Source organism: Microtetraspora sp. NBRC 13810, assembly GCF_030268685.1.
In the GTDB taxonomy this organism is placed as follows: domain Bacteria; phylum Actinomycetota; class Actinomycetes; order Streptosporangiales; family Streptosporangiaceae; genus BSRQ01.
Genome location: NZ_BSRQ01000017.1, coordinates 116,513 through 143,409, shown reverse-complemented (window position 1 = coordinate 143,409; position 26,897 = coordinate 116,513). Strand labels below are relative to the sequence as shown.

The window sequence follows — 26,897 nt, the reverse complement described above, 5'->3', positions numbered from 1 at the left end:
CCCGATCCCCTCCCCCATGATTCGCTGGATCTTGGGTAGGTGTGCACCATCGAACTGTTCACGAAATGTTCACTTTCAAGGTGGCGCAGGGGACGATGACCCTTTCGCTGGTGGCGCTCGCCGGTCTCTTCGCGGTCGTCACCGGCATCAACGACGGTGGCGCCGTGCTCGGCACCGGTATGAAGGTGCCCCGGCTGCGCCCCTTCTTCGGACTGCTCGGCCTGATGGCCGCCGTCGCCTTCGTCCCGCTGGTCACCGCCATGGTGGCGACGACGTTCACCTCCCGGCTGGCGTCCCTGCAGGGCGCGCACGGGCGGGCCGCCATGGCGATCGCGGTGCTGGCGGCCATCGCCGTCGTCACCGTGCTCAACGACCGGGGGTGGCCGACCAGCCTGACGCTGGCCATCGTGGGCGCGGTCACCGGCGCCGCCCTCGGCTGGGACCTGCCGGTCTCGCCGGGCGGTGTGACGTTCGTCCTGGTGGTGGGCCTGGCCGCGCCGTTCGCCGGAGCCCTGGTGGCCGTCCTGGTGCGCAGGATGCTGATCCTGCTGGCCACCGGCGCCACCCTGCCCGCCTGGCATCGCTGGGGCTTCGCCCTCCAGTGCCTGGCCTACGGCGCCAACGACGGGCAGAAGATGCTCGCCGTCTTCATGGTGGCGCTCGGCTTCACCGGCGCGCCGCTCACCGTCTGCGCCGTGATCGCCGTCCTGTTCGGCCTCGGCGCCCTGTACGGCCTGCCGCGGGCCGGCCGTACGCTGAGCCGGGAGATCATCGCGTCCCGGCCGTTGCACGCGGTCTCCGCCGAGGTGGCCGGAGGCGTCACCGTGCTCGGCTGCGCCGCGGCGGGGGCGCCGGTCAGCATGACGCAGGCCCTCGCCGGCGCGCTGATCGGCGCGGGCGTGTCCGAGAGCGCCCGGCGGATCCGCTGGCCGGCCACCGCGCGGATCCTCCTGGCGTGGCTGCTGACACTGCCGGTGAGCGGCCTGGTCGCCGGTGCCGCCGCCCTCGCCGTCCGGGGGGTGACCGCGTGAAACGGCTGAGACGGGTGACGAACCTGATGACCGGGCGGATGGACAACGTCCTCACCGAGGCGCTGACCGGCCAGTTGGCGGCCACCAGGGAGGGCGCGGCGCTGGCCATCGCGATGGTCGCCGGCGAGACCGGCCGGGCGGAGGCGCACGAGCGGATGCGCGAGATCGAGCACCTCGGCGACACCTGCCGGGCCCGGTTGGTGGCCGAGCTGTCCGGCGCCCTGGTGACGCCGATCGACCGGGAGGACCTCTTCCGGCTGTCCCGTTCGATCGACGACGTGCTGGACTCGCTGCGCGACTTCGTCCGGGAGTCCTACCTCTACCGGGTGCCCGGCGAGCGGCGGTTCGCCGCGATGCTGGACCAGGTGGTGGAGGGCATCGAGGCGCTGGAGGAGACGGTCCGCGACCTGGCCGCCGGGTCGTCCGCCGTCGGGCACGGCTCGCGGCAGGCGAAGAAGGCGGGGCGCACCATCCGGCGGATGTACCAGTACGAGATCGCGCGCATCTTCGACGGCGAGATCACCGCGGAGAACCTCAAAGAACACGAACTCGCCAGCCGCCTGGAGAAAGTGGGAAGGGCCATCGGGGAGGCGGCCGACGCCATCGCCGACGGCGCCATGAAACGCTGATAGGCCCGGTAGGAGAAAATCCTCCGGAGTGGAAGGGGTATCCGCTCCGGGGCGTGAATCGTGCACCGGATGGGGGCTCCCGGAGGAAGTCCTCGGGGGAGGGTTCTCTACCTCCGGGAGTCAGCCCAGCTCCATGCCCTGCGGCGGGGGGAAGAATCACTCCTCCAGGGCATGTTTAATGTCGGGGTCATCCGGATTCAGGTCATATGCCAGGTGGAGATCCCGGTCCGCGTCCGCCACCCTGCCGAGCACCCGCAGGGCGGTGGCCCGGTTGTAGTACAGCTCGGCGCGCTCGTCCGGCCCGGCCAGCTCGATCGCCCGGGTCAGGTCGGCCACCGCGCCCTGCACGTCGCCCGCGTCGAAGCGCATGACGCCGCGGTTCGCCCATGCCGCGCTCAGCTCGGGATCCGCCGCGAGCGCCGCGTCGAAGGCCGCCTCCGCCTCCGGATAACGCCGCTCGGCCGTCTCCACCTGCCCGAGCACCGACCACAGGTAGGCGTTGCCCGGGTCGATCGCCAGCCCCGCCAGCACATCGGCCCGCGCCTCCTCGCCGCGACCGGCCATGGCGCGCAGGCCCGCCCGGTTGACGTAGGCGTCCAGGTATCCGGGGTCCAGCTCCAGCACCCGGTCCAGCTCGGCCAGCCCGATCTCCCACTCGCCCAGTGCGACCCGCAGCATCGCCCGGTTGTAGTGCCCCTCCGGCAGCGGCGGGCTCAGCCGCAGGGCGGAGTCGTAGTCGGCCAGCGCCTCCTCCAGCAGCCCGAGCTGGAAGAGCACGTTGCCCCGGTCCAGATAGTGGTCGGGGAAGGCGGGGTCCAGCGCGACCGCGGCGTTGTAGTCCTCCACCGCCTCCTTCGTGCGCCCCTGCCTGGCGAGCAACTGCCCGCGGTTGGCCAGCAGCACCATGCGATGGGACAGGTGCCTGCCGGGCGGCAGGTCGCGGGCGGCCAGCTCGATCGCCGCCTCGACCAGCTCCAGCGCGGCGTGCGGGCGCCCCCTGCGCAACTCGATCAGGGCCAGCCCGTTCTGGTCGAAGCCCAGTTTGAACGCCCGGTCCGCCGGATCGGGCAGCAGGTCGGAGATGGCGATCGCCTGGTTGATCCAGGCCGTCGCCCGGTCCAGGTCACGGCGCGCCGGATCGGGATGCCGGGCGTCCAGCATCGCGATGCCGTACGCCGCCGCCGCGTGCACCGCCGGGTCGCGGCTCGCCCGCCTGGCGAGGTCCCACAGCCGACGCGCCTCCTCGTGCCTGACCAGGCCGCCGAGCGCGGTGGCCGTGCGCTGGACGAACCGCCACCACAGGTCAGAGCCCTCCTCGGCGAGCTCCACGCCGCGCAGGCCGAGCTCGGTCACCGCGTCGAGGAATCCCTCGCGCACGCAGTGGTCGGTCGCGGTCCACAGCGCCTCGGCGCCCGCGCCGTGCGGATCGCCGCCGCGCATCCGATGGAACGGCACGGCGCCCAGCCTCGGCGCCCAGGCCGGCCCCGCCTCCAGCTCCGCCGCCCTGCGGTCGTGCAACTCGGCGCGCACCTCGGGGGGCAGCGCCTCGTAGGCGGCCAGCAGCAGCGGGTCGTCGTCGGTGCCGTCGGACGCGACATACGCCGCGCCGTCCGCTTCGGAACGCTCCACCGGCAGGGCGGGCGCGTGCACGACCCGGCCGTTGAACCACGCGGGAGGCGGCTCCGCCGCGCAGACCACCACGGTCAGCCGCTCCGGCGGCACCCGGCGCACCAGCACCGCGAGCAGTTCGCGGTCGGTGGCATCCGCCTCGTGCGCGTTCCGCACGACCAGGACACCGCCCTCCGGCACGCACGCCGCGACGAACTCCGCGATCCCGTTGGCGATCCGCAGGGTACGGCGGGGCGCGGGCACCAGGATCCGCTCGTCGTCGGTGAGACGCTCGTCGAGCCCCTCCCAGCGGGCGGGCACCCGGTCCCGCAGGTCGGGCGCGGCGGCCCGGATCGCCAGATGTTGCGCCACCACCAGCTCCGGAGAACTTTCCAGCGCGGCGGGCACCAGCGTGTGCAGGATCGCCCCCGCCATCGTGTACGGCCCGCGAAGCCGCCGATGCGCGTCCACCACGAGCGGCCCGGTCGCCCACGGGCCGAGCGCCCCCGCACTGTCGCGGGAGCGCTCGCCCTGTAGCCAGAGGTGGCCGGAGTGGTCCATCACCCCTTGTGGATGACGCTGGAACTACCGGTGAGCTTGGCGAGTGTGTGCTTGCACACGATGATCTTCTTCATGGCTCCCCTCCAATACAGTCAAAGGTTCAAATTATTGGGGAGCGGACGAAACAGCACAAGGGAGCTGAAGCGCAATATCTGTATCGATAAGGACAATTAGAATTTCCTACACGACTACAGCCAAGGCCGGAAAAACGTGACCGCGGAGCTCAGGTGGCACCGGGCGTGGCCAACTGATGGACAGAATCGGTCACAAGGTGCTTTTCACCATAAATGACCACAAGTCCACCTACCTCGCGCCGGGAAAGCTCGCGCCAGCCGTACTTCTGGTAGAGCGCGATCGCGGCGTGCTGGTTGAGCGTGGTGTCGCCGCGGGCGAGGCGATAGCCGAGCGCTACCGCCCTCGCCTCCAGCACCACCATGATCTCCTCGCCGTAGCCACGCCGCTGGAACTCGGGATGGACGCGGAGCCGGCACATCTCGGCGGTGACGTCGTCGATCCTGCGCAGCCCGCCCATGGCGACGATGCGCGGCCCGTGCGACTCGATCACCTCGCCGACCAGGAACTCACCACGGTTGGCCAGGTAGACCTCCTGGATGCGCGGAAAGTCGTGGTCGTAGTAGACCCCGTCTCCGGACGCCAGCCCCACCTGGGCCAGACAGATCCGGTGGAGGGCGCTCACCGCCTCCAGGTCGGACCAGCGATACCGCCTGATCTTCAGGGTCATCCATCACCCTTCTCGGTACGTCGCCATCGACTGGCCGTCGGTCTGGTGACCGGGTTCAGGTGATCGGGCCGGGGACGAGGCGATGGGGTTCTTCAGGAGTTCGTTGTACAGGCCGAGCAGCGGATGTGTGGGGTCCTTCTCCGCCACCGACCGGCCCAACTCGTTCGCGCGCCGCATCACGATGTCGGCGCGGTAGTGCTGTTCGAGGGTCCGGAGGAGGCCGACCCCGATGGTGATGGCCTCGTCGACGTCGCCCTCCAGCAGCTTGCACTTGGCCTGATCGAATCTGATCAGCATCGGATCCAGCCACTCGGAGGGCTGGTACCGGTTGAGGGCCTGCGTCAGCGCGATGTCCGCCTCCAGCGCCTGGCCCAGCTTGACCAGCGCGTCGCCCTGGTGGAAGTAGAGCTGGCGCTCGGTGTATCCGAACGTCGAGTCTTCCTTGTCGTTGGGGGGCATCATCTGGAACGCCTGACGGGCTCTGGCCAGGGCCCGTTTCGCCTGCTCGATGGTGTCCTTGCGGCCGCTGGTCGAGAGCATGGCGAGTGCCCTGGCCTCCACGACGGGCGCCATGGCCTGCGCCGGGCAGGGCGTCTGGCCGGCCAGGTCGCGGCTCTTCTTGGCGAGGTTGAGCGCCTCGCGGGGGTCGCCCAGATAGAGCGGGACCAGCGCCTCCCTGGCGGTGACCCAGGCGCGCAGCGCGCGGTCGCCGGTCTCGTCGGCGGCGGTCCTGCCGGTCCTGAAGAACGACCTGGCCAGGCGGTGGTCGCCGAGGTTGATCATGATCATGCCGCCGAGACCGGCGAGCTGGGCGGCCATCCGGCACAGCCGCTCCTGGAGGTCGATGGGCTGCCGGCGCTCCAGCGCCTTGCGCACCGCGCTGAACTCCAGCAGGACGTCGCAGAGCAGCCGCAGCGGCGGCGTGTTCAGGTACTGACGCCCGAAGCCGCGGGTCGCCTCCTCCCACTGGTCGAGCATGGCGGGCGAGACGGTGGCGCTGACGAAGGTCTCGTCCATCCGCCTGCGGATGTTCTCGACCGCGCCGAGCAGCGGCCCGTTCAGCGTGACGTCCTGGCCCTGGAGGATCTTCAGGAGCGACGTGCGCAGCACGTTTTCGTCTTCGTCGTGCGCGCTGACGTGGGGCGGGCCGGGGGCGAAGGGGTGCTGCACGACCAGGTGCGCGCCGTGCGTGATGCTCGGCCGCTCCTCCCGGAACTCGCCGCGGGCCGCCGCCAGGGTCCGGTGCGGGTTGCCGCAGATGCACGGCCCCTCGTAGCCCAGCGCGACCGGCTCCACCCGGTAGACCGAGCACAGATAGTGCAGGTATTCCGGGCCGGGACGCTTCAGCCCGCTCTCGTAGGCCGAGAGCAGCGTCTCACCGATGCCGGGGACGGGCTTGCCGTCCCGGTCGAAGAGGGCGCGCACCTGCTCGATCACGTCGGCGAGTGCGATGCCATGGGCCAGCCGATGGCTTTTGATCCGAGTTGTACCGAATTGCGGGCTGCACGTGTCGTGAATCTCCTCCGCGATCTGAGCGGTACCGCGCCCCACGGCGAGGCCTTTGGCCCTTATCTGCCGCGCCAGCTCGGTTTCCCTGTGCTGCCTGCCGGACATCCCGGCCCCTCTCCATTGCCAGCTCGACCAACTGGCCGTCTTCAACCGACCGGATCTCTGACCTTGCTGACACAGCGTAGTCCATGAGTCGCACTGCGCCTATGAGAATGATGAACCAACTGGGAAGACTTGAAAATACCGCGATAAGGCTTCCGGCTAAGGATCGTCCACCGCCGGACTGTTTCTTTCAACCCGGTTGAAAGAACGGCTACCCGCAGTGGTGAAGTACGCGTTTGACCACAGCCAGACTGTGAGTCATCTTGGGCCAACCGGAACGGCCGCAGGTCACGGGAAGGACTTTCGGCCGTTACGGCGCCACGAAGCTGAACCAGGAGGTGGAGGCAAAGTGGGGGAGGACGACTCCGGACACCTTGAGCGCTTGGTGTCGGAGCTTGACGCTCACGGGTTGCTCGCCCGGGTGGTGCGCACCCAGTCGGGTCGCGCGTTCGTCCGCGTGATCAATCCCAACGCGACCAGTCTGGCAGAGAACGTCACATGCCGGCAGGTCCCGGTCCCCGATCACCGCGATTGGTACTACTGGTGGTCGTGGGGCGAACGCATGCACTCGGTGGACGACCCGGCCGGTGCCGCGACCAAGGTCGCGAGAGTGCTCGCCGCGGTGGGGGACTGACCGTGGCGGTGACCGGCGTCGCGCGGGCGCCGCTGTCACCGCCGTCCCCACCCCGGCGCCGGGAGCCGGCAGGGTGACCGGTGCGGAGCGTCCGAGAGCCGTTCGCGGCCCGGGGACGCTGGTCGCCCGGCCGGCTCCGCGCCCCCTCGTACCCGCGCCGCACCCGCGGCACGACCGCCCGCCGCGCCACAGACTCCCTCCGCAACCACCGGAGGGCGATCGGAGGGGTTCACGCCCTTCCAGGAACGGCACGGGACACGCTTCCGGGTGTGTGTCCCGCGCCGGGCAGGTCGTCACTGGGAGTGTCCGGTCCGCCCCCCGCGGCCCCGGACCGGGCCACCCCGTCTTCCCCGGCGTAATGTGACGGCGGCCGGTTCGGTCGGCAATATGGAGAGGTTCACGACTTCCGCTGCCGACCGAACCGATCCGGGGAGATCCGCCACGTGTTTCCGCTCGCTTCACCCTCGCCGTCACCCACCCCGCCACCCGGCATCCCCGACGGCAGCGCGATGCTCAGCCACCTGGCGACCACCTGTGAGAACGACCAGGGCTTCGTGTGCCCGCTGCTCAACGGCCTCTTCCCCGGCAGCCTCGACGCCTGGGTGCCGTTGATCGCCGGGCTGACGGACCTCATCGTCATCCTGGCCCTCGCCTTCCTGCTGCGCGGCATCGGCCACCGGCTCATCAGCCGGATCGTGAACCGCGCCGCCGAGACCACCCTGCCCCTGCGCAAGCGCCGCCTCGAAGGGGTGGACCTGCTCCTCACCGAGCGGCGCAAGCAGCGCGCCGAGACGATGGGGTCGGTGCTCAAGCACGTGGCCTCGATCATCGTCCTCGGCACGGCGGCCCTGACCGTCCTCGACCGCCTCGGCATCCCGATCACCCCGCTGCTCACCAGCGTCGGCATCCTCGGCGTCGCCATCGGCTTCGGCGCCCAGGAGCTGGTCAAGGACTTCATCGCCGGCATGTTCATGCTGCTGGAGGACCAGTACGGGGTGGGTGACGTGATCGACGCCGGAGCCGCGGTCGGCACCGTCGAGGCCGTCACCCTGCGCGTCACCCGGTTGCGCGACGCCGACGGCCGGGTGTGGTACGTGCGCAACGGCACCATCACCCGGATCGGCAACGAGTCCCAGGGCTGGTCCCGGGCCTCGATCGACGTGCCGGTCGACTACGACGCCGACGTGCCCGCCGTACGCGAGCTGCTCAAGAAGGTCGCCGACGAGCTGTGGGAGGACCCCGACTACCACGGCAAGGTGATCGTCGAGGAGCCGCAGGTCTTCGGCCTGGAGCAGATCTCCGACACGGCGATCATCTTCCGGGTCGCGGTGAAGACCATCCCCGCCGGTCAGGCCGAGGTCGCCCGCGAGCTGCGGCTGCGGCTCAAGAGCGCGCTGGACCGGGAGTCCATCCACATCGCGGCCAGCGGGTGATCCGCGGCGTGACCGGCCCGCGGGGTGACTTAGGCTGATGGGTATGTCAGGGAGCGCCGGGCAAGAGGAGATCCAGGAGCAGGTGTCCTTCTATGACGCCGTCGGAGGCGAGGAGACCTTCCGGCGTCTGGTGCACCGGTTCTACCAGGGAGTCGCGCAGGATCCGCTGCTGCGGCCGCTCTATCCGGAGGAGGACCTCGCCGGGGCCGAGGACCGCCTCCGCATGTTCCTCATCCAGTACTGGGGCGGTCCCAGCGCCTACAGCCAGCAGCGCGGCCACCCCCGGCTGCGGATGCGGCACCACCCCTTCGTGATCGGCTCCGCCGAGCGTGACGCCTGGCTGCGGCACATGCACGACGGCGTGGAGTCCCTGGAGCTGCCGCCCGAGCTGGCCACCCGGCTGTGGGACTACCTCGTCTACGCCGCGCACAGCCTGGTCAACGCTCCCGACTCCTGAGCGCTGTCAGGCATGATCCGGCGGCGCCCAGGGCAGCCCAAGACGCATGGACATCCCCTGGTGGCGTGACGCCGTCGTCTACGAAATCTATGTCCGCAGCTTCGCCGACGCGTCCGGGGACGGCGTCGGCGACCTGCCCGGCATCCGGTCCCGCCTGCCCTACCTCGCCGGCCTCGGCGTGGACGCGATCTGGCTGACCCCCTTCTACCCCTCCCCCATGGCCGACGGCGGATACGACGTGGCGGACTACCGCGGCGTCGACCCGCTCTTCGGCACCCTCGCCGACTTCGACGCCCTGGTGGCGGACGCGCACGAGCACGGCCTGCGAGTGATCGTCGACATCGTGCCCAACCACAGCTCGGCGCGGCACCCGTGGTTCCAGGCGGCCCTGGCCGGCGCGCCCGGCGGCCCCGAGCGGGAGCGTTACGTCTTCCGCGACGGCGGCGACCTGCCGCCCAACAACTGGCAGTCCACCTTCAGCGGCCCGGCCTGGACCAGGCTGCCGGACGGCCAGTGGTATCTGCACCTCTTCGCCCCCGAACAGCCGGACTTCAACTGGTTCTCCCCCGAGGTGCACGCGGAGTTCCTCGACGTGCTGCGCTTCTGGCTGGACCGGGGCGTGGACGGCTTCCGCATCGACGTGGCGATGGGGCTCTACAAGCAGGAGGGGCTGCCGGACACCCCGCCGCTGGACCAGGCGTTCAAGGCCGAATCCCCCATCTGGGGACGACCGGAGGTGCACGAGGTCTACCGGGAGTGGCGCAAGGTGCTCGACTCCTACCCCGACGAGCGGATGGCGGTGGGCGAGGTGTGGACCGACTCGGCCGAGGACCTCGCCCGCTACGTGCGCCCCGACGAGCTGCACCAGAGCTTCAACTTCGCCTGGCTGGAGGCCCCCTGGTCCCCCACCGCCTTCCGCAAGGTGATCGACGACACGCTCGGCACCGTCCCGTCCCCCACCTGGGTGCTGTCCAACCACGACGTCGTACGGCACCGCACCCGGTACGGCGAGGCCGACCCGGGCACCGGCCTGGCCCGTGCCAACGCCGCCCTGCTGACCATGCTGGCCCTTCCCGGGTCGGCATATCTCTACCAGGGGGAGGAACTCGGCCTCCCCGAGGTCAAGGATCTGCCTCCCGAGGCGAGACAGGATCCCATCTTCGCGCGCAGCCAGGGCACTCTTCCCGGGCGTGACGGGTGCCGGGTGCCGCTCCCGTGGTCGGGCGACGCGCCGCCGTACGGGTTCTCGCCCGACGGCGCCCGGCCCTGGCTGCCGCAGCCCGCGGACTGGGCCGGGATCACCGCCGACCGCCAGGACCGCGACCCCGCCTCCACGCTGGCCTTCTACCGCCGCGCCCTGGCCGCCCGCCGTGCCCTGCGCGGCACCCTGCCCGACCAGATCACCTGGCTGGACTCCCCCGAAGGCGCCCTGTTCTTCACCCGCGGCCCCCTCACCTGCGCCCTCAACTGCGGCCCCACCCCCATCCCCCTCCCGCCCCACACCGACCTCCTCCTCTCCAGCACCCCACCCCCCACCTCCGCCCCCACCCACGCCCACGCCCCCGGCACGGGCACGGGCACGGGCACGGGCACGGGCACCAGCCTCGGCACCACTTCCGGCACCGGCGACACCCTCCCGCCCGACACCGCCGTCTGGCTCCGCACCCCGTAGCCCTCCTTCACCACCTCGGCCCGGCCACGCGACGCCCGCATGGCCGGGCCGAGACACACGCGGACCAAACGGTGGATCGGCCGGGCGCGTGGAGCGGTCAGGCGGTGCGGGGGCGGCGGGGGCGGGTGTCGAGGGCCGCGCGGCGTTCGGCGGCGATCGGGATGAGGGGGACGGCGAGCAGGGCGAAGCCCGCGCCGACCGCGAAGCCGCTCCAGTAGTCGGCGGCGCTGATGGCCAGCCCGATCAGCGGCGTCCCGGCGAAGGAGACGAGGTTCTGCACGGTGTTGTGCGCCCCCAGCACCCGCCCCGCCCACGCAGGTCCGGCCAGTTCACCCGCGGCAAGGTAGGACAGTCCGTTGCCGCTCACCGTGATCACGGACGCGAGCAACAACGCCACTACCGCGGCCCACGGGTTCACCCACTCCCCCAGGGCGAGCACCGTCATCACGGCCACCGTGACGAAGGCGATCATGCGCAGCGGCAGCAGCCGCCGCCCCGTCCGATCCGACCAGAACCCCACGCCCAGCCGGATCGCCACCCCGCCCAGCGCGGCCACCCCGAACACCTGCCCCGCCGTGACCTTGTCCCAGTCGTGCGCCTCCACCAGGCAACTCACCCCGTACGTGCCGACGATGAACTGCGGCACGGACAGAGCCGCACTCGCCGCATGCACCCGCCACAACGCCGGATCACGGTAGGGCGACCGCCCCTTGACCGGCCGGGCCACCCCCTCAGGCGCAGGCGTCGTGCCAGTACCCACCGGAACGACACCGGCCACGGGCGCGACGGCCACCGACGGGACGGTCGCAGATGAGGCGGGGTGGGTCTGGGGAGGGGCGGGGTGAGGTTCCTTCGGCGGGTCGGCGACGAAGATGACGGCGAGGACCGCCGAGAAGAAGCAGAGGGCGGCGGCGACGACGAAGGCGCCGGTCAGGCCGAAGGCGCCGGCGATCGGCGGCAGCGCGAAGGCGGCGATCGCCACGCCGAGGGTGTAGGAGATCTGCCGCAGTCCCATCGCGGTCCCGCGCTCGTGGGGCGGAAACCAGCGCAGCACGATCCGCCCGCCGCCCACCACCGCCGCGGCGCCACTGGCACCGGCCAGCACCAGCAGGACGGCCAGCGGCAGGACGGCGGACACGGTGGCGGCGATCGACAGCAGGATCGCGCATCCGGTGACGCCGATGCCGAGCACGATCCGCTCGCCGTGCCGATCGGCCAGCGCCCCCCAGAGGATCAGCGTGGCCAGGGCGCCGAGGCTGGGCATCCCGGCGATCAGCCCGGCCACGGCGAGCGAGACGCCGAGATCCTGGCGCAGGACGGGGAGGATCAGGGGGAGACCGTACAGCCCGACCGTGGTGAGCGTGTGCGCGTTCACCCCCACCGACAGGATCAACCAACGCCGACGCTCATGTCCCATTCCAGGCATCTTCGTACGGAGCGAGGCCACACGCCAACCAGTCTCAAACCGTGAGATCTAACCTCAAACTTCGCAGAACGCCTTAAGGTAGGACAATTCCTCTTCCTCAGGCGACGCGGGCCGGTGGCGTGGATGTCGTAGGCCACCAGCACCGACCGCGCCTGGGCGAACACCTGCTCCTCGTCGCGGATCCGGTGGTCAAGCGTGAAGCGCGCGGCCCGGATGTCGCTCACCCGGGTCTCGACCACCACCGGATCGTGCCGGAAGCCGAGAGGTCGCCGGTAGTCGATCTCGTGCCGGGCGACCACCAGCCCGGCGAACGGGGGCTCACCCCGGCGATGCCGGTCGGTGCGGAACATCGCCTGCCTGGCGTCCTCCAGGAAGTCGAAGAACCGCACGTTGTTCACATGCCCCAGGGAGTCGACGTCGGCGAACCGCACGCTCCTCGAAAAGAGATGACTCCCGCCCATCACACCTGCTCCGACCGCTCGAAACGCATAATGCATACCCCTGCGAAACGCCCGGGCGACCCCTCACGGGCGACCCGGGTCCGTATTCCGGTTATAAAACGTGACGCGTTAATGCGCCGCTCCGATTCCGGCATCACGTCAAAGACGGCCACGCGCCGACAAACCAATCACGAAATCCAACCAGGAAACATAATGCGGGTCCGCACCACGCCCCAGCCCCGTCCGAGACACAAAACGCCCTCCAAGGCCCCACATCACCCGCCGGCCCATTCGAAAACCCAGCCGTAAAACATAATGCACGATATGCTACCGCTCACAGGAAAGCCCCAGAACGCCAGATCCGCCCCCCTTCAGAACACGCACTCCTCAGCCCCCACAGACCCCAGCCGCCTCATGCCACGCCTCCCACAGCTCACCCACGCCTCACCAGCCACCGCACAGCACAAGTCACCGTCACGGCAACGGAGTACCCGGCCTCCCACTCTTGCGACAAAGCATGACGATCCATCCACTGCCGACGGCAACGAGACCCGGCATCCGCATACCGGTCAGCACGAGGCGCACTGCCTGCGCATGCAATTCTCCGTAGTTGATGGGTGAGGCCGACAAGCGCTCAGGTTCCCCAGGGCGGGGCTGGGCGGTGTTCCCTGCCGGCGTCAGCGGCACGGCGGCACGGAGACCGGCCGTGCAACCGGGTGGTACGGGAGTGGTCAAGATGTTTTGCGGCGGCTGCGGTGCAGATACGCCTGGCCGTCCAGTAGGGTGCCTGCGCCCGGATGGCCGTGGCTGATCCGCTCGTCGAAGTCCACGGCGTCGGCCCAGTCCAGTGGATGGTCATCGCGCATCCTTCGCCAGCGGGCGTTGCCGGAGGCGGCCGGCGGTGCTGGCCGCGTCCAGGTAGAGCATGTCGGCGCGGGCCGGGGCTGCCGTGCACGGTGTGCCGGGCGCGGGGCCTGTTCTGGCACCCCGCCCCCGGCACCGACCCTGTGGACGGCATTTACGTGCACTACGGCTTCACCGGAACCGGCAGGTGGGCCTCACCCAAGGCCGCTGGGCTGTCCTCTTGGGCGTGCCCGCTTGCATGAAGACGGTGGTGAGCTCTCGACCGCCCCACTCCAATGACGATTGCTGTCCTCCTGGCCCTCAGGCTCTGGCTTGGAGGGGCCCTCGTCGACTAGGTCAGCTCACCTCCTGCGACAACGAGGCTGGGTTCAGGCGGATCAGCGTGATGCCATACGCGATGATCCAGGCAACCCACATCAGCCAGCCGGCGAGGCCAAGGAGACCGAGGGGGCCGGAGTGGTCGATGACCAGGGGGGTGAGGGTGGCCGAGCCGAACAGCAGCGCGGCCGATGCCAGCCCCAAGGTGCCATGCCAGGGCCGGATGAGACCGGCGCGCAGGCCAGCGACGGACAGGCCGATGAGGGCGAGTGCCAGGAAGGTGCCGTTGAGGGTGAACAGCGCGTCGTGCAGGGCCCACAGTCCCCCGGCTGTGGCGCTGTCACGCACGGCCGTCGACGTGAGCGCGAGGCGGGTCGCGATGACCGCGGCGAAGGTGGCGTTCTGCAGTGCCAGGCCGGTGAACCCGAACAATGACCATGCTTCGCCCCGGCCGCGTTCGAAGCGCCGCAGCGCGGAGACCGCGCCCGCGCCGAACAAGGTGGCCAGTAGCCAGGCGGAAGGAGTGAGCGCGGACGCGATGGCCACGATATCGCCCTCGGTGCCGAAGAACACGTTGACCTCGCCGATCTCGGCACCGGTAAGCGGCAGGCCGGCGGGCACCATGATCGCGTTGGCGAGAACGATCATGATGGCGAAGCCAAGGCCGGCGATGCCCGTGATTCGAGAGAAGCCCATGGCTGCCTCCGTATTCATGGTAGGGACGAGCGCATGCCCTGAATTGCCATATGTCTGGACAACGGGCAGTGGTGGCGGGCCGGTACGGCGCGCTGGGAACTTGGGGGACGGTCTTCAGGCAGACCCGAACGCGCGCTTGTATTCCGGGTTACCGCGGCGCGCTGATCAGACAGTGCCCGCCGCGCAGACCAGGACGAAACCGATCAGCAGCAGCCAGGAGCGCACGCCCTGGAAGAACTCCCAGCGGCGGCGGGTTCGTTCCCATCCGGCGGGCGGGTTCGCCGGATCCCAGCGTCCGGTGGCGATGTTGATCGGGACGTTGACGGCGACGGTGAACCCCACCGCGACGGCGAACGCGACCACCGCGGACCATGCGAGCCACCCGGGCCCGCTGCCCTCGATCGCGACGGCCACCGCGAGCACCACGCACAGCGTCATCCCGACCGGCATGACCCGCCCGAACGTCTTGAGCAGGCCCTTCTCGACGGTGATGCGTTCGGTGCCGGGCAGGTGGCGCAGCACAGGATGGACGAAGGCATAGGAGCCGAACTCGGAACAAGCGATGAAACCGGTGACGGCCAGCGTGACGAAGACGAGCAGGTTCACGGCGACTCCGCGGGTAGTGGCCTCGGCGGCGACGCGGCTCGCACAGCGGTCAACGCCGTCTCGATCAGCGCATCGGGCTCGGGCCATGGCATGTCGGGTTTGGTGATGCGCAGGTCGATGGCGCCGTGCAGGGAAGCCCACAGCTCGGTGGCCAGCACGAATGCCGCACCGCGGCGGGCGGGCGACAGGCACGCGCTGACCGCGTCGACCAGTATCTTGTAGGAGGCCGCGCCCGGATGCGCGGCGCCAGGCTCGAGCCCCAGCCCGGCCGGGCCCGCGTTCGTGGCGCTGAACAGCACCCGGTAGTGCCCCGGCTGCTCCAGACCGCTCCGGACGTACGCCCTGGCGATCGCCTCGAGTCGCGCGACGGGGTCGCTGGCGGCGGACACGGCCGCGCTTTCGAGTTGCTCGGTGAACTCGGCGAACCGCTCGGCGATGACAACACGCAGCAACGCCTCCTTGTCCGGGAAGTGCCGGTACACCGAGGGTGCGGTGACGCCTGCGGCGGCGGCGACGGCCCGCATGGTGAGCGCTTGGGCGTCGCCATGCTGCGCCAGCAGGTCGGTGGCCACCCGGACCACCACTTCACGCAGCTCGTGCCCCGTGCCACGGCGCCTGCGGTGCGTTGCGGTCATGGGGTGATGGTCTCGCCGTCCAGCAGCACGCGGACCAGAACCCGGCCGCTCGCGATAGCCGCGTGTACGTCTGCGGTGTCCGGGGTGCCGTCCGCGCCGACCCGGACTCGCGCCCAGCGCCCGTACGCGCGGTGGTCACGTACGAGTGCGGTGAGCGCCTCGGCCACTACAGTGGGCTCGCGCACCGCCTCGGCCACCGCCGCGACCCGGCGGCCCCGCAGCCGCAGCTCCACCGGCACCCCGCCTTCGAAGTTGCGCCACCACCCCCTCCTCGTGGTGATCAGCAGCTCGCGGTCACGCTGGAGGTAGTTGACGGGGGTGACGTAGCGGACGCCGCTGCGGCGCCCGGTGAAGCTCAGCAGGAGACTCCTCCGGCTCATCACCGGGTGCAGCGGCGAGGACAGGATCGCGGCCGGGATCCAGTTGCGCAGCGATGGGGTGGCCATCAGACGACACCGCCGGGGTGCGGCACACCCAGCCGCCGCCCCATCTCGTCGGCCAGCGCTTGCAACGCCGCGAGCGGCCGGACGAACACCGTGAGATCCGAGATCCGCTCGTCCCGGTCCTGCCGGGCGACCAGCAGCCCGTCGGCCCGGCCGGGGTGGCCCGCGACCTGGGCGCTGAACATCAGAATCGAGGTGTCGCCGCCGCCGATGGTCGCCGACACCTCGATGTCGTGCAGCACCCCGTCGAGCACAGCCCCGATGACGTGAGACGCGGCACCGGCCCCCTCGATCGGCTCGTCGTGCACCGCGACCCGCAGGATGACGTCCTCGGCCAGCACCACGGACACGGCAGCGGCGTCCGCCGCGGCGAGCGCCCGTCCCAGCTGATCCAGCACTGCTCCCCCTCCAAATAAGTTAACGAACGTTATAGTAACGTACGTTACCCTACTTTTACAGGTTCCATTGCCGCCCTTGTTCGACCGAATGCACGCCACCAACTGGGCCCGATGCTCGGGTCGGTACCGAGTTCGGGCGGCGGCCTGCAGCAGGCGGGCGTGGCGGCGCTGAGCGGCACGGCGGTCACCCACCGCAGCACCGGCGCGTAGACAGGCCGGGGCTTGTTCTGGCATCCCGCCCCCGGCACTGACCCCGCGGACGGAATCTACGTGCATTACGGTTCACCGGAACCGGCATGTGGCTCTCACTCAAACGAGACCGCTGTGCCGTGCTGGGGGTCGAGGAGGAAGTCCGCAGGAATTAGCACTAGATCTAGCGCGCAACGCAGGAGGCTATGTCGTGCCGGCTGGGGTGGATGGCGGCTTTTGCCGGGGAGCCTCGGGGTCAGCCAACGTCTCGAGAATGAAGTTCGCACCATGTGATGGCCGCGTTGGCCGCTAGATGAGCGTGGCGGGGCCGGAGCCCGTGTCGGGCGCTGGCAGGCCCGCGGCCGGTGCCGTAGCCGCGGTTGCGTAGTTCGGCGACGCCTACGGCGATGGCGCTGGCGCTTCCCAAGATCTTCTTGACGGCGTCGGTGCCGTCCGGGCCGGCGGCTCTGTTCGGCTGGAGGAGCAGCGCCTTTTGCGCTTCGCGGATGAGTTCCTGGATGTCGGCGCGTGGGTTGATGGTGCGGCCGAGTTCGTGGAGGACCAGTTTGGCGGTGCTTTCAATGAGTTCCTTGGCGGCGCCGATGACGAGGGCGGGATCGTCGTGCTGCTCGGCTCGCCGGATGCGTTGGAGGCCGTCGTGGATGGCAGTGGCGTCGGTGAGGTTCGCCAGGGCTCCAGGGCGGATGCCGACTCCGACGCGGGTGATGTGTCCGTCGTCGGTGTTGATTCTGTAGCCATCGCGTTCCAGTTCGCGGCGCGCCCGGTAATAGATGATCTCCTTGGAGCTGAGGTAGTGATCCTCCAGGAGACGCTCGATGCCGCGTAAGGCCCGGGCCACGTGGCTTCGTCGGCCCAATCCACCGCGTCGAGGTAGGACTGGAACAGTCTCTGGCGATCGCCCGACACCGCCTCGATTTCGAGGCGTTCGAACGTCAGGGGATCGGGTGCGAAGCCTTCGGCCTGCCACAGGTTGTTGATCTGGCGTACCGGAGACCACGAACGAAGAACCGCGAGGACCCGAGATCCACCTCCGCAATCCCGCACAGGGCATCGTGCGAGGCGCCTCCCCCACCGGCACGGCCGCACCGGGAGCCGGTGCGGCCGTGTGGAGGAGCGAGGTCAGTCGCGGCGCAGTTGCCGGTAGGTGACGCGGTGCGGGCGGGCCGCTTCGGCGCCCAGGCGCTCGACCTTGTTCTTCTCGTAGTCGGCGAAGTTGCCCTCGAACCAGAACCAGCTCGAACCCTCTTCCCAGGCCAGGATGTGGGTCGCGATGCGGTCGAGGAACCACCGGTCGTGGGACGTGATGACCGCGCAGCCGGGGAAGTCGAGCAGCGCGTTCTCCAGGCTGGAGAGGGTCTCGGTGTCCAGGTCGTTGGTGGGCTCGTCGAGGAGCAGCACGTTGCCGCCCTGCTTGAGGGTGAGCGCCAGGTTGAGCCGGTTGCGCTCGCCGCCGGACAGCACGCCCGAGGGCTTCTGCTGGTCGGGGCCCTTGAAACCGAAGGCCGCGATGTAGGCCCTGGACGGCATCTCGACGTGGCCGACCTTGATGTGGTCGAGCCCGTCGGAGACGACCTCCCAGACGGTCTTCGCCGGGTCGATGCCCGCCCGGCTCTGGTCGACGTAGGACAGGCTGACGGTCTCGCCGACCGTGATGCTGCCGCCGTCGGGGGTGTCGTTACCGGTGATCATGCGGAACAGCGTGGTCTTGCCGACGCCGTTGGGGCCGATGACGCCGACGATGCCGTTGCGCGGAAGGGAGAACGAGAGGTTCTCGATGAGAAGCCGGTCGTCGAAGCCCTTGGTGAGCCCCGAGGAGTCGATCACCGTGGTGCCCAGGCGCGGGCCCGGCGGGATCTGGATCTCCTCGAAGTCGAGCTTGCGCTGCTTGTCGGCCTCGGCCGCCATCTCCTCGTACCGCTGCAGACGGGCCTTGCTCTTGGTCTGCCGGGCCTTGGGGTTGGAGCGCACCCACTCCAGCTCGTCTTCCAGGCGCTTCTTGCGCTTGGCGTCTTTCTGGCCCTCGACCTTGAGCCGGGCCGCCTTCTTCTCCAGGTAGGTGGAGTAGTTGCCCTCGTAAGCGTGGCAGCGGCCGCGGTCGAGCTCCAGGATCCAGCCCGCCACGTTGTCCAGGAAGTAACGGTCGTGGGTGACGGCGAGCACGGTGCCCGCGTACTTCTCCAGGTGCTGCTCCAGCCAGTTGACACTCTCGGCGTCGAGGTGGTTGGTGGGCTCGTCGAGCAGCAGCAGGTCGGGGGCCTCCAGCAGGAGCTTGCACAGCGCGACCCGGCGGCGCTCACCACCGGAGAGCATGGTCACGTCGGCGTCGGGCGGCGGGCAGCGCAGTGCGTCCATCGCCTGTTCGAGCTGGCTGTCGAGATCCCACGCGTTGCGGTGGTCGAGCTGCTCCTGCAGCTTGCCCATCTCTTCGAGCAGCGCGTCGCTGTAGTCGGTGGCCATCTGCTCGGCGATCTCGTTGAAGCGATCGAGCAGTGCCTTGGTCTCGGCGACGCCCTCCTGGACGTTGCCGAGCACGGTCTTGGACTCGTTGAGAGGCGGCTCCTGCTGGAGCATGCCGACCGTGAAGCCGGGCATGAGCCGGGCATCGCCATTGGACGGCTGCTCCAGGCCCGCCATCATCTTGAGCAGCGTTGACTTACCGGTGCCGTTGGGACCCAGCACGCCGATCTTCGCACCCGGCAGGAACGACAACGTGACGTCGTCGAGCACCACCTTGTCGCCATGCGCCTTGCGCACACGCTGCAATGTATAGATGTACTCCGGCATGCCATCAAGCTTAGTGGCCCCGGCCAAGCGGATTTCGCGCGACGAGCAGGCTGTGGAAAACTCACCCGGCCGGGCGGGCGCCGTGGAGATCGCCGGCTAGGGCGACTCGGCCTCGGCGGCGGACGCGGGCGGCGGCGGAGCGCTGGTGAGCGGCAGGCACACCTGGTCGCGGCCCAGCTCCTTGGCCCGGTAAAGAGCCAGGTCGGCCGCGGCCAGCAGCTCGATCAGGTCGTCCCCGTGCAGGCTCATCAGGGCGACCCCGGCCGAGATGGTCACGCTGATCATCACGTCGTCGGCGGGGATCGCCATCATCCCCACCCGCACCCGCAGCCGCTCGGCGATGAGACGGGCCTCGCGCACCTCGGTGTGCGGGAGCAGCACCACGAACTCCTCACCGCCGAAGCGGCCGATCACGTCGTACTCGCGGAGCTGGCTGCGCAGCGTGGCGGCGACCCCGGCGAGCACCTGGTCGCCCACCAGGTGGCCGTGCCGGTCGTTGACCCGTTTGAAGTGGTCGATGTCGACGATGAGCACGGCGAGCGCCGACCCCGTGCGCCGGGCGCGGACGATCTCGGTGTCGGCCTCCCGCTGCCAGGCCGCGGCATTGAGCAACCCTGTCTTGGGGTCGGTGCGGGCCGCCGCCTGGAGCTGGGCGTGCAGCAGGCTCCGCTGGAGGAGGACCACCGGCGGCAGCGCGAGCACGAGAAGGGCGAGGTTGATGCCGCAGGCGATGGCCACCAGCACGCCGAGGCAGAGCTCCACCACGTCGAGCAGCGCGCTCTCCCGATCCCACAGCACGTCACGCAGCCGGGTGTCCGGCTCGGACATGAAGGCCGCGACCGCGATCAGCGAGGTGTTCAGCACCGTGAACAGCACCGCGCCGCCCACGGCGAGCAGGATCGCCATCACCCCGCCGGCGGTCAGCTCGGCCGGGTCGGGCACGCCCAGGTGGAACACCATCGACGCGGTGCCCCCGGCCAGGCCGATCGCCGCCACGCTGCCGACCCGGCGGTAGAGCACGGTCTCCCTGACCCGCTTCTGCAGCAGGATCTGCAACGGGATCGGCGCCAGCAGGGCATAGAGCGGAGGAAGCAGGAACGCGGTGGGCAGCCACCACGCCGAGAGCATGTCGCGCGCGATGCCCGCCGGCATGCCGAGCCGCCGGGTCGCCTCGATGCACACCGCGCCGCAGACGGTGAGCGCGGTGAAGGTGAACACGTCGCCCCACCGGAACGGCGTCGAGACCGCGAAGACCGCGAGCAGCACCGCGTGCAGCGCCACCATCCCGCAGAGGTAGGCGATGAGCGGCCGACGTTGCGCGAGCAGGGGCCACCGCGCCGCCAGCGCGGAGGCTCCATTACGAGGCTTGACTGAGATATGACCGGTCATCACCACGCCATCCCCCCCTCTACCTAACGATGTGTAACACAATAGTTGCGGACTGTGCGTTACGCGACGGGAACCGATACCTTGGGCGAGGTGGACACCTTCGGCGATCCACCGTCGAAGGCCGCATGACGGTGCGCGCTAACCCGTGCGGAAAGGAGTTGCGATGATGCGGGGCATTACCTGGACCTAGGTCATGACCCCCGGCGGATGCGCTGACATCCGAACGGCAAGACCGTCGGCCGACGTCTTCGAGGCCCCTCCCGCGCCCACCGGACCACGGCGACGCCGTCGCCCGTGAGCCGCGCCGCGAGAGCACCTCTTCGCCCCGGCCGATGCCCCCTCCTTCTCCGACCCCTCCGGAGGAGGGTGCGCCTCGACCCCCCTTCTCGAACTCCAGGATCTCACGGACCGCTATCGTTCGAACACGGGGCGAGGCCGATTGGGTGGTGAGATATCACACCCGCCCTGCCGAGAAGGGTGATCGCACGACCGGCGACCACCCCTCCCCCGCGGACCGGCGCGCTAGGCGGCCAGGCGCTCGCCGAGCGTCTCACCGGATCGATCGGCCCTCACCGTACGACGGCGCGGGCGCGGACCCGGGTCGGCGGCCGGGTCGGCGGCCGGGTCGGTGGCGGGGTTGTCGGCCGAATCGGCGGCCGGGTCGCCCAGCGGGCTCACCATCTCGACCACGTCGGCGCCCGGCACCTCCTCCGGCGGCGCCACGGACACCGACGGCTCCACGCCGCCGGGCAGCGGGGCCTCGAACGGGAACGCCGCCGCTCCCTCCGCGGCGGCGGGCGGCGCGGGGCGGGCCGTGGCATGCGCCCAGTCCTCGGTGGCCTCGTCGAGGCGGTCGCGGATCTCGGCGTCGAACGTGGGGGCGGTGCCGCGCTGCGGTTTGGTGAACGTGCCCACCCCCCAGCGCAGGTCGTGGCCGACCGAGCCGGCCTCGACCTCGGCCATGAAGCGCCGCTCACCCTCCCTGCCGAACTCGCGGATTCTGAGCCGCCCCTGCACGACGACCGGGTGGCCGACCCGGATGGACTGGGCCACGTTGTCCCCCAGCCCGCGCCAGCAGCGCACGGCGAAGAAGGTCCTGTCGCCGTCGCGCCACTCCTGGGACTTCTTGTCGAAATAGCGGTTGGCGGTGACGACCCGCAGCGAGGTGACCCGTGAACCGTCGGAGAACGTGTGCTGGCGCGGCTCGGCCGCGACGTTGCCGGTGAGCGTGACGTAGATGTCATTCATGACGTGTGCCTTCCATGTGGCGGACCCGAACGCCGCCGTCTGGAAGCCACGATGGCCCGCCCGCCGGGCCCGCCATCGGCCAGAACCGCGTTCTGGGGATGGCCGCCGGCCCCTGTGGACGACCGGGCGCTAGGCGCGCAGGCCGCGCAGGGCGGTGTAGAACTCGTGGTGGCGGGTCAGCTCCTTCTCCACCGGCTCGATCACCATCGACTCCGACACGGCGGCGACCCTGCGCCGCATGTCGCGTTCGAGGCGGTCGCGCTCGTTCCCGGCGCCGAGGACCACGAGGTTGCGGCTGGCGACGCCCGTCAACAGCCCGAGGCCGAGCACCGAGAGCATCATCAGCCCCACCCACGGCATCGACTCGACGTCCTCGAAGAGCCGCAGCCCCTCCGGCAGCTTGCCCACCTCCAGCACGCCGTAGGCGACGGTGGTGCCGAGCCAGGCCACGCCGGCGACGAAGAGCACGACCAGCAGATACTGCCAGATCTTGAGCAGCCGCCACGACGTGGGCACGCGGTCCAGCCGGGGCGCCACCTCGGCGAGCTCCTCCGACAGCACCTTGGGCAGCTCGGCGGCACGCGAACGCGCGGCCTGCTTGAGCCCGTTGCGCCAGGAGTCGTGCATGCCGCCGGACAGCCCGTCGGCCAGCGCCTGGATCGCGTTGTCCACCTCGGCCGGCTGGGCGCTCACGGCCCCCGCGGTCAGCCCGCGGATCTCCTGGCGCAGGTCGCCGAGCCGCAGGCTCTTCAGCGGGTCGCCGCGCAGCCCGCGCGCCCACCGGGCGTACGGCCAGCCGACGTAGTCGGCCGAGCGGGCGGCGTAGACGTTCTCGACGGCCTCGCCCAGTGCGGGGACGCCCACGGCGTCGCAGAGCGCGTCGGTGAGGCCCACCCGGCGGGCGCCGTCCACGGACGCGGCCACGCCGACCGCCTCCCCGGGCGGCATCATGGCGCCGAGGTGCCGGCTGACCCGCTCGACGTCGGCCTCCAGGCGCTGGATCGCCGCCCTGCGCTTGGACACCGCGTCGGCGAGCACGGTCTTGAGCGCCTCCGCGCCGCCGCCGGCGACGGCGGAGGTGGCGACCACCTGCGGGGACTCGACGCCCTCCTGCTTGAGCAGCCGGTCGAGGTCGGCGAGGCACTCGGCGAGTTCCTCGCGGGAGAGCCGGTCGGCCTGGTTCAGCGCGAAGACGGTCACCGCGTCGTGCCCGGCCAGCTCGGTGACGTAGCGCCGGTGCGTGGAGGCGTCGGCGTACTTCTGCGGGTCGAGCACCCAGACGACGAGGTCGGCGATGCCGATCAGCCGGTCGGCCTCGTGGTCGGTGAGGGCGCGGATGGAGTCGTGGTCGGGCAGGTCGAGCAGGATCAGGCCGTGCAGCCCGCCGTCTCCCTTGTCCAGCGCGCTGGCCCGCGCGAACCTGTGCCGCCACTGGATCTGCAGCCAGTCCAGCAGCGGCCCGGCGCCCTCCAGGCCCCACACGCAGGCGTGGGTGCGCGCCGTCGTGGGGCGGCGCACGCCGGTCGGCGACAGCTCCAGCCCGGAGACCGCGTTGAACAGCGACGACTTGCCGCTGCCGGTGCCTCCCGCGAGCGCGACCACGGTGTGGTCGGAGGACAGCTTCAGCCGGTCGCCGGCGCGCAGCAGGAGCTGGCCCGCCTCGGAGAGCAGCGTGGGGTTGACCCGGCCGGGGCCGAGCTCGACGATGCGCGACAGCGCCGCCAGGCGGGGGCCGAGCGCCGGCCGCGCGGAGGTGGTGACAGTCATCGGGCGACCTCGAGGTTGTACGTGGCCTGGTAGAGGCGGGTCGCGGTGGATTCGTCGGGAATGCCGGCTCCGTCCAGCACCTGGACGTATCTCATCGTCTCCTCATCGAACACCGTGCCTATCCGGGCGCGCAGGTCGTTGCGGGCCTTGACGCTGATGCTCCGCAGCGACTCGGCCCCCAGCAGCGCGCGCAGCAGCCGCTGCGGCATCGGGACCCGCCCGCCGTCGGACGCCTCGTGCGTGCCGTAGCCGAGCAACCCCACCGTGAAGATCAGGGCCAGCGACTCCTCGTCATAGGACACGACCTTCGCCACCGACCGCTTGGCGACGCCCTCCTTGCGCATCAGCTCGGCGAGGTAGTCCTGCCAGGATCCGATCGTCCGGCCGGTTCGCCGCACCATCTCGTCGGAGATGTCGCCGAGTCCGGGCGTCTCGGCCAGCGCGTCGCCCGGCCGGCCGCGCCGTACCCACCGCTCGACGACCTCCTCCGCGGCCCGCTGCGCCGCCGAGACGATCATCGACTCCAGACCGGAGCGCAGCGCGGACTTCAGCGCGCGCTGCCGGTCGGGCGCCTGCCGCGAGGACTTGCCGCCGAGCCGGGCGGGCCGGCGCAGATGCAGGGTCCGCGTGATGTCGCCGGACCCGGCGAAGTCCTGCCAGCGCGCGAAGACCTCGCCGCGCATGAGCGAGCCGTTCCTGGTCACCTCGTCGATCTCGGCGAGCGCCGCCGTGTAGGCGGTCTCCACGTCGGCGCGCAGCTCGGCGCGCAACGCCACCTGCGCCTCCAGGTGCCGGGCGAGCGCGGGGACGCGGGTGCGGAAGCTGTCCAGCACGCCGGTGAGCGTGGCCTGCACGGCCTTCGCCCGCCGCTCGTCGTCCACCGACAGCTCGGTCAGCCACATCCGCAGGCCGGCGATCTGGTTGTCGGGTAACCGGCCGTCACGCGCCGCGCACTCGTCGATGACGAACCGGTCCACCCCGCCCAGGCCGTAGTCGGTGAGCATCCGGGTGAAGTGCTTGACCACCATCTCGCGGGAGCGCGGCGGCACCCGCGACAGCACGATGGCCATCCGCGCGCCGCGCTCCTTGGCCATGCGCAGCAGCCGCCAGGCGGGGGCGTCGGCGTAGCGGGCGGCGGTCGTCACGAAGATCCACATGTCGGCGGCGTCGAGCATGCGGTAGGCGATCTCGTGGTGGCTCTCCACCACGGAGTCGATGTCGGGGCTGTCGAGCAGCGCCACCCCCGGCGGGAGCAGGTCGCTGGTGGACAGCACCAGGCTGTCCGGGCCGGCGCCCTCCTGGGACTCGACCCGGCGCAGGCCGCCGAGCAGGCCGTCCTGCACGAACCAGCCGCTGTCGTCGGGATGGCAGGCGAGCACCGGGGTGGCGGTCGTCGGCCGCCGCACGCCCGTGACGCTCACCTTCTCCCCCGCCAGGGAGTTGACCAGGGTGGACTTGCCCGCCCCGGTCGAACCGGCGATCACGATGAGCGCGGGTGCGGTGCTCATCCTCACCCGGGGGATCACGTAGTCGTCGAGCTGGGCGAGGATCTCGGCCCTGGCCTTGCCCGCCTCCTCGGCGCCCGGCCCGTCCAGCCCGAACCGCAGGTCGGTCACGCTCTCCCTGAGCGCGGCCAGCGCCTCCGTCAGCCGGTGCGCCGAGTCGTCGGGCAGCGACTCCTCGCGCACCCGCGCCGCCCGCTCGTCCGGTCCGGGTTCGGCCCCGGGTTCGGGCTCCGGCTCGGGGGGCTCGGGGTCGGGTTCGGCCTGGTCCGCCACGGGGTGCACCGGGGTGAAGGCGGCGAACGCGTCGAACGACGTGGCCGGCTTACCGGCTCCCGCCGGGCCGCTCCTCGCCCGGGGACCGGCGCCGTCGTCCTTGGCCGGGCCCGGGTCGTCGTCGCCGATCGCCCGGAACGTCACGGTCTCCTCGCCCGGCGACTCCGGGTGGTCGGCCAGGTCGGCGCCCGCGTCCTGGCTCACCCCTTCACCGAGCCGCCCGGAGGGCCCGTTGGCAGCCGACTTCACGGAACCCGCTCCGCACGGACCATCTCGACCTCCTGGCCGACCTTCACGACGTCGCCTACGAGCACGATCGCCGGTGGCCGGATCCCGGCCGCGCTCACGCGCTCTGCCACGGTCGACAGGTTGGCGTATACAGCTCGCTGCGTCGGAAGAGTACCGTCCTGTACCACCATTACGGGCGTTTCCGGCGAACGTCCGTCTCGGAGCAGCCTCTCGGCCACCTTGCCGAGGCGCTCGACGGCCATCATGAACACCAGCGTCCCCTCCGAGCGCGCCAGCGCCCCCCAGTCCACCGTGGACTGGGGATGGTCCGGGGGCACGTGCACCGAGATGACGTGGAACTCCTGGCTGACGCCCCGGTGCGTGACGGGCACGCCCGCCGCCGCGGGGACCGCGACCGGGCTGGTGACGCCCGGCACCACGAGCACCGGGATGCCGGCCTGCGCACAGGCGAGCATCTCCTCGCCGCCCCGGCCGAAGACGAAGGGATCGCCCCCCTTCAGCCGCACCACGAACTTCCCCGCCCTGGCGTGCTCGACGAGCAGCTCGTTGATCTTCTCCTGGGCGAGGTAGCGGCCATAGGGGATCTTGGCGGCGTCGATCAGCTCGACATCCGGCGACAGCTCGTCCAGCAGGGCGCGCGGCGCGAGCCGGTCGGCGATCACGACGTCGGCCTGCGAGAGGAGCTGACGGCCGCGCACGGTGATCAGGCCGGGGTCGCCGGGCCCGCCGCCGACCAGCGCCACGCCCACCGGCTTGGTGCGGTTGCGCCGGGCGTCGACCGTGCCTTCGCGCAGGGCCTCGACGACCGCGTCCCTGATCCCGGCGGCCCTGCGCGGGTCACCGCCCGCGGTCACCGCCACGCTGACCTCGTCGACCTTGCCGGCGGCCGGGGTCCAGGCTGCCGAGGCGTCGCGGTCGTCGGCGCGCACGCACCAGACCCGCTTGGCCTCCGCCTCCGCGGCGATCGCGGTGTTGACCGCGCGGTCGTCGGTGCACGCCTGGACGAGCCAGGCGCCGTCGCAGTCGCCCACCTGGTAGGGGCGGGCCTCCCAGGTGACCCGGCCGGCCGCGATGAGATCGTCGAGTGCGGGTGTGACGCTCGGCGACACGAGCGTGACCAGGGCGCCGGCGTCGAGCAGGGCCGGCACCCGGCGCTGGGCGACCCTGCCTCCGCCCACGACGAGCACCCGCCGCCCGGAGAGGCGCAGACCGAGCAGGTAGGGGGACATGGCGGCCGATCTCCAGTTCACGAGACTTGCGGATTCGTG

24 protein-coding genes are annotated in these 26,897 nt (G+C 70.8%); 6 read left to right on the top strand and 18 right to left on the bottom strand.

The genetic code is table 11. The annotated features are described in order from the left end of the window. The first annotated feature begins 65 nt into the window (after positions 1 to 65). Together QSK26_RS29260 and QSK26_RS29255 are read left to right on the top strand one after the other, a co-directional pair. Complete coding sequence (locus tag QSK26_RS29260; protein WP_285778505.1) at positions 66 to 1,031, top strand: inorganic phosphate transporter; 966 nt, start codon at positions 66 to 68, stop codon at positions 1,029 to 1,031. Continuing rightward, positions 1,028 to 1,660 (top strand): DUF47 domain-containing protein, encoded by a 633-nt coding sequence (locus tag QSK26_RS29255; RefSeq protein WP_285778504.1) that lies wholly within the window; start codon positions 1,028 to 1,030, stop codon positions 1,658 to 1,660. Before QSK26_RS29260 ends, QSK26_RS29255 begins: the two co-directional genes overlap by 4 nt. Before the next feature lie 156 nt (positions 1,661 to 1,816). Here the strand turns inward: QSK26_RS29255 and QSK26_RS29250 are convergent, their stop codons facing one another. The 3 genes from QSK26_RS29250 to QSK26_RS29240 all read right to left on the bottom strand — a co-directional run bounded on the left by QSK26_RS29250 (position 1,817) and on the right by QSK26_RS29240 (position 6,008). Further along, positions 1,817 to 3,829: a tetratricopeptide repeat protein gene (locus QSK26_RS29250; protein ID WP_285778503.1), complete on the bottom strand. Its 2,013-nt coding sequence runs from the start codon at positions 3,827 to 3,829 to the stop codon at positions 1,817 to 1,819. A gap of 223 nt (positions 3,830 to 4,052) precedes the next feature. After that, positions 4,053 to 4,571 carry a GNAT family N-acetyltransferase gene (locus QSK26_RS29245; RefSeq protein ID WP_285778502.1) on the bottom strand — a complete coding sequence of 173 codons (519 nt, stop codon included), beginning with the start codon at positions 4,569 to 4,571 and terminating at the stop codon, positions 4,053 to 4,055. A 3-nt stretch (positions 4,572 to 4,574) separates the two neighbouring features. Further along, the gene (locus QSK26_RS29240) at positions 4,575 to 6,008 is read right to left on the bottom strand and encodes an NsdA family TPR-like regulatory protein (RefSeq protein WP_285778501.1); all 1,434 of its coding nucleotides are present in this window, start codon (positions 6,006 to 6,008) and stop codon (positions 4,575 to 4,577) included. A 523-nt stretch (positions 6,009 to 6,531) separates the two neighbouring features. On the opposite strand from QSK26_RS29240, the gene QSK26_RS29235 reads away from it, so the two are divergent. The 4 genes from QSK26_RS29235 to QSK26_RS29220 all read left to right on the top strand — a co-directional run bounded on the left by QSK26_RS29235 (position 6,532) and on the right by QSK26_RS29220 (position 10,378). After that, positions 6,532 to 6,816, top strand: coding sequence for a hypothetical protein (locus tag QSK26_RS29235; RefSeq protein ID WP_285778500.1), 285 nt, complete (start codon positions 6,532 to 6,534; stop codon positions 6,814 to 6,816). 443 nt (positions 6,817 to 7,259) lie between these two features. Next, positions 7,260 to 8,249 carry a mechanosensitive ion channel family protein gene (locus QSK26_RS29230; RefSeq protein ID WP_285778499.1) on the top strand — a complete coding sequence of 330 codons (990 nt, stop codon included), beginning with the start codon at positions 7,260 to 7,262 and terminating at the stop codon, positions 8,247 to 8,249. A 43-nt stretch (positions 8,250 to 8,292) separates the two neighbouring features. Then, on the top strand, positions 8,293 to 8,706 hold the full coding sequence (locus tag QSK26_RS29225) for a globin (protein WP_285778498.1): 414 nt from the start codon (positions 8,293 to 8,295) through the stop codon (positions 8,704 to 8,706). Positions 8,707 to 8,752: 46 nt separating this feature from the next. After that, a complete protein-coding gene (locus tag QSK26_RS29220) occupies positions 8,753 to 10,378 on the top strand; it encodes a glycoside hydrolase family 13 protein (RefSeq protein WP_285778497.1) in 1,626 nt (541 codons plus the stop codon). A 97-nt stretch (positions 10,379 to 10,475) separates the two neighbouring features. Here the strand turns inward: QSK26_RS29220 and QSK26_RS29215 are convergent, their stop codons facing one another. The 15 genes from QSK26_RS29215 to cobA form a co-directional block, all read right to left on the bottom strand. Then, on the bottom strand, positions 10,476 to 11,753 hold the full coding sequence (locus tag QSK26_RS29215) for an MFS transporter (RefSeq protein ID WP_285778496.1): 1,278 nt from the start codon (positions 11,751 to 11,753) through the stop codon (positions 10,476 to 10,478). Between the two features lie 14 nt (positions 11,754 to 11,767). Next, a complete protein-coding gene (locus QSK26_RS29210) occupies positions 11,768 to 12,235 on the bottom strand; it encodes an acyl-CoA thioesterase (protein WP_285778495.1) in 468 nt (155 codons plus the stop codon). A 740-nt stretch (positions 12,236 to 12,975) separates the two neighbouring features. Then, positions 12,976 to 13,110 (bottom strand): hypothetical protein, encoded by a 135-nt coding sequence (locus QSK26_RS29205; RefSeq protein ID WP_285778494.1) that lies wholly within the window; start codon positions 13,108 to 13,110, stop codon positions 12,976 to 12,978. 334 nt (positions 13,111 to 13,444) lie between these two features. After that, positions 13,445 to 14,122, bottom strand: coding sequence for a hypothetical protein (locus QSK26_RS29200; protein ID WP_285778493.1), 678 nt, complete (start codon positions 14,120 to 14,122; stop codon positions 13,445 to 13,447). A gap of 165 nt (positions 14,123 to 14,287) precedes the next feature. Next, positions 14,288 to 14,728, bottom strand: coding sequence for an anthrone oxygenase family protein (locus tag QSK26_RS29195; protein ID WP_285778492.1), 441 nt, complete (start codon positions 14,726 to 14,728; stop codon positions 14,288 to 14,290). Beyond that, on the bottom strand, positions 14,725 to 15,363 hold the full coding sequence (locus QSK26_RS29190) for a TetR/AcrR family transcriptional regulator (RefSeq protein ID WP_285778491.1): 639 nt from the start codon (positions 15,361 to 15,363) through the stop codon (positions 14,725 to 14,727). Before QSK26_RS29190 ends, QSK26_RS29195 begins: the two co-directional genes overlap by 4 nt. Next, positions 15,360 to 15,809 (bottom strand): nitroreductase/quinone reductase family protein, encoded by a 450-nt coding sequence (locus QSK26_RS29185; protein ID WP_285778490.1) that lies wholly within the window; start codon positions 15,807 to 15,809, stop codon positions 15,360 to 15,362. The genes QSK26_RS29190 and QSK26_RS29185 overlap by 4 nt, the downstream gene beginning before the upstream one ends. Continuing rightward, positions 15,809 to 16,204: a hypothetical protein gene (locus QSK26_RS29180; RefSeq protein WP_285778489.1), complete on the bottom strand. Its 396-nt coding sequence runs from the start codon at positions 16,202 to 16,204 to the stop codon at positions 15,809 to 15,811. Before QSK26_RS29180 ends, QSK26_RS29185 begins: the two co-directional genes overlap by 1 nt. Before the next feature lie 445 nt (positions 16,205 to 16,649). Next, on the bottom strand, positions 16,650 to 17,252 hold the full coding sequence (locus QSK26_RS29175; RefSeq protein ID WP_285778488.1) for an abortive infection family protein: 603 nt from the start codon (positions 17,250 to 17,252) through the stop codon (positions 16,650 to 16,652). Positions 17,253 to 17,533: 281 nt separating this feature from the next. Further along, positions 17,534 to 19,198, bottom strand: a complete 1,665-nt coding sequence (gene ettA / locus QSK26_RS29170; RefSeq protein WP_285778487.1) for an energy-dependent translational throttle protein EttA — start codon at positions 19,196 to 19,198, stop codon at positions 17,534 to 17,536. 96 nt (positions 19,199 to 19,294) lie between these two features. Beyond that, on the bottom strand, positions 19,295 to 20,587 hold the full coding sequence (locus QSK26_RS29165) for a GGDEF domain-containing protein (RefSeq protein ID WP_285778486.1): 1,293 nt from the start codon (positions 20,585 to 20,587) through the stop codon (positions 19,295 to 19,297). Between the two features lie 522 nt (positions 20,588 to 21,109). Beyond that, entirely contained in the window at positions 21,110 to 21,835 is a 726-nt protein-coding gene (locus QSK26_RS29160; protein ID WP_285778485.1) for a single-stranded DNA-binding protein, read from the bottom strand. Between the two features lie 129 nt (positions 21,836 to 21,964). Then, positions 21,965 to 23,602 (bottom strand): P-loop NTPase family protein, encoded by a 1,638-nt coding sequence (locus QSK26_RS29155; protein WP_285778484.1) that lies wholly within the window; start codon positions 23,600 to 23,602, stop codon positions 21,965 to 21,967. Beyond that, entirely contained in the window at positions 23,599 to 25,629 is a 2,031-nt protein-coding gene (locus tag QSK26_RS29150) for a GTPase (RefSeq protein ID WP_285778483.1), read from the bottom strand. Before QSK26_RS29150 ends, QSK26_RS29155 begins: the two co-directional genes overlap by 4 nt. Beyond that, positions 25,626 to 26,858, bottom strand: coding sequence for a uroporphyrinogen-III C-methyltransferase (gene cobA, locus QSK26_RS29145; RefSeq protein ID WP_285778556.1), 1,233 nt, complete (start codon positions 26,856 to 26,858; stop codon positions 25,626 to 25,628). The genes QSK26_RS29150 and cobA overlap by 4 nt, the downstream gene beginning before the upstream one ends. Positions 26,859 to 26,897: the final 39 nt, after the last annotated feature.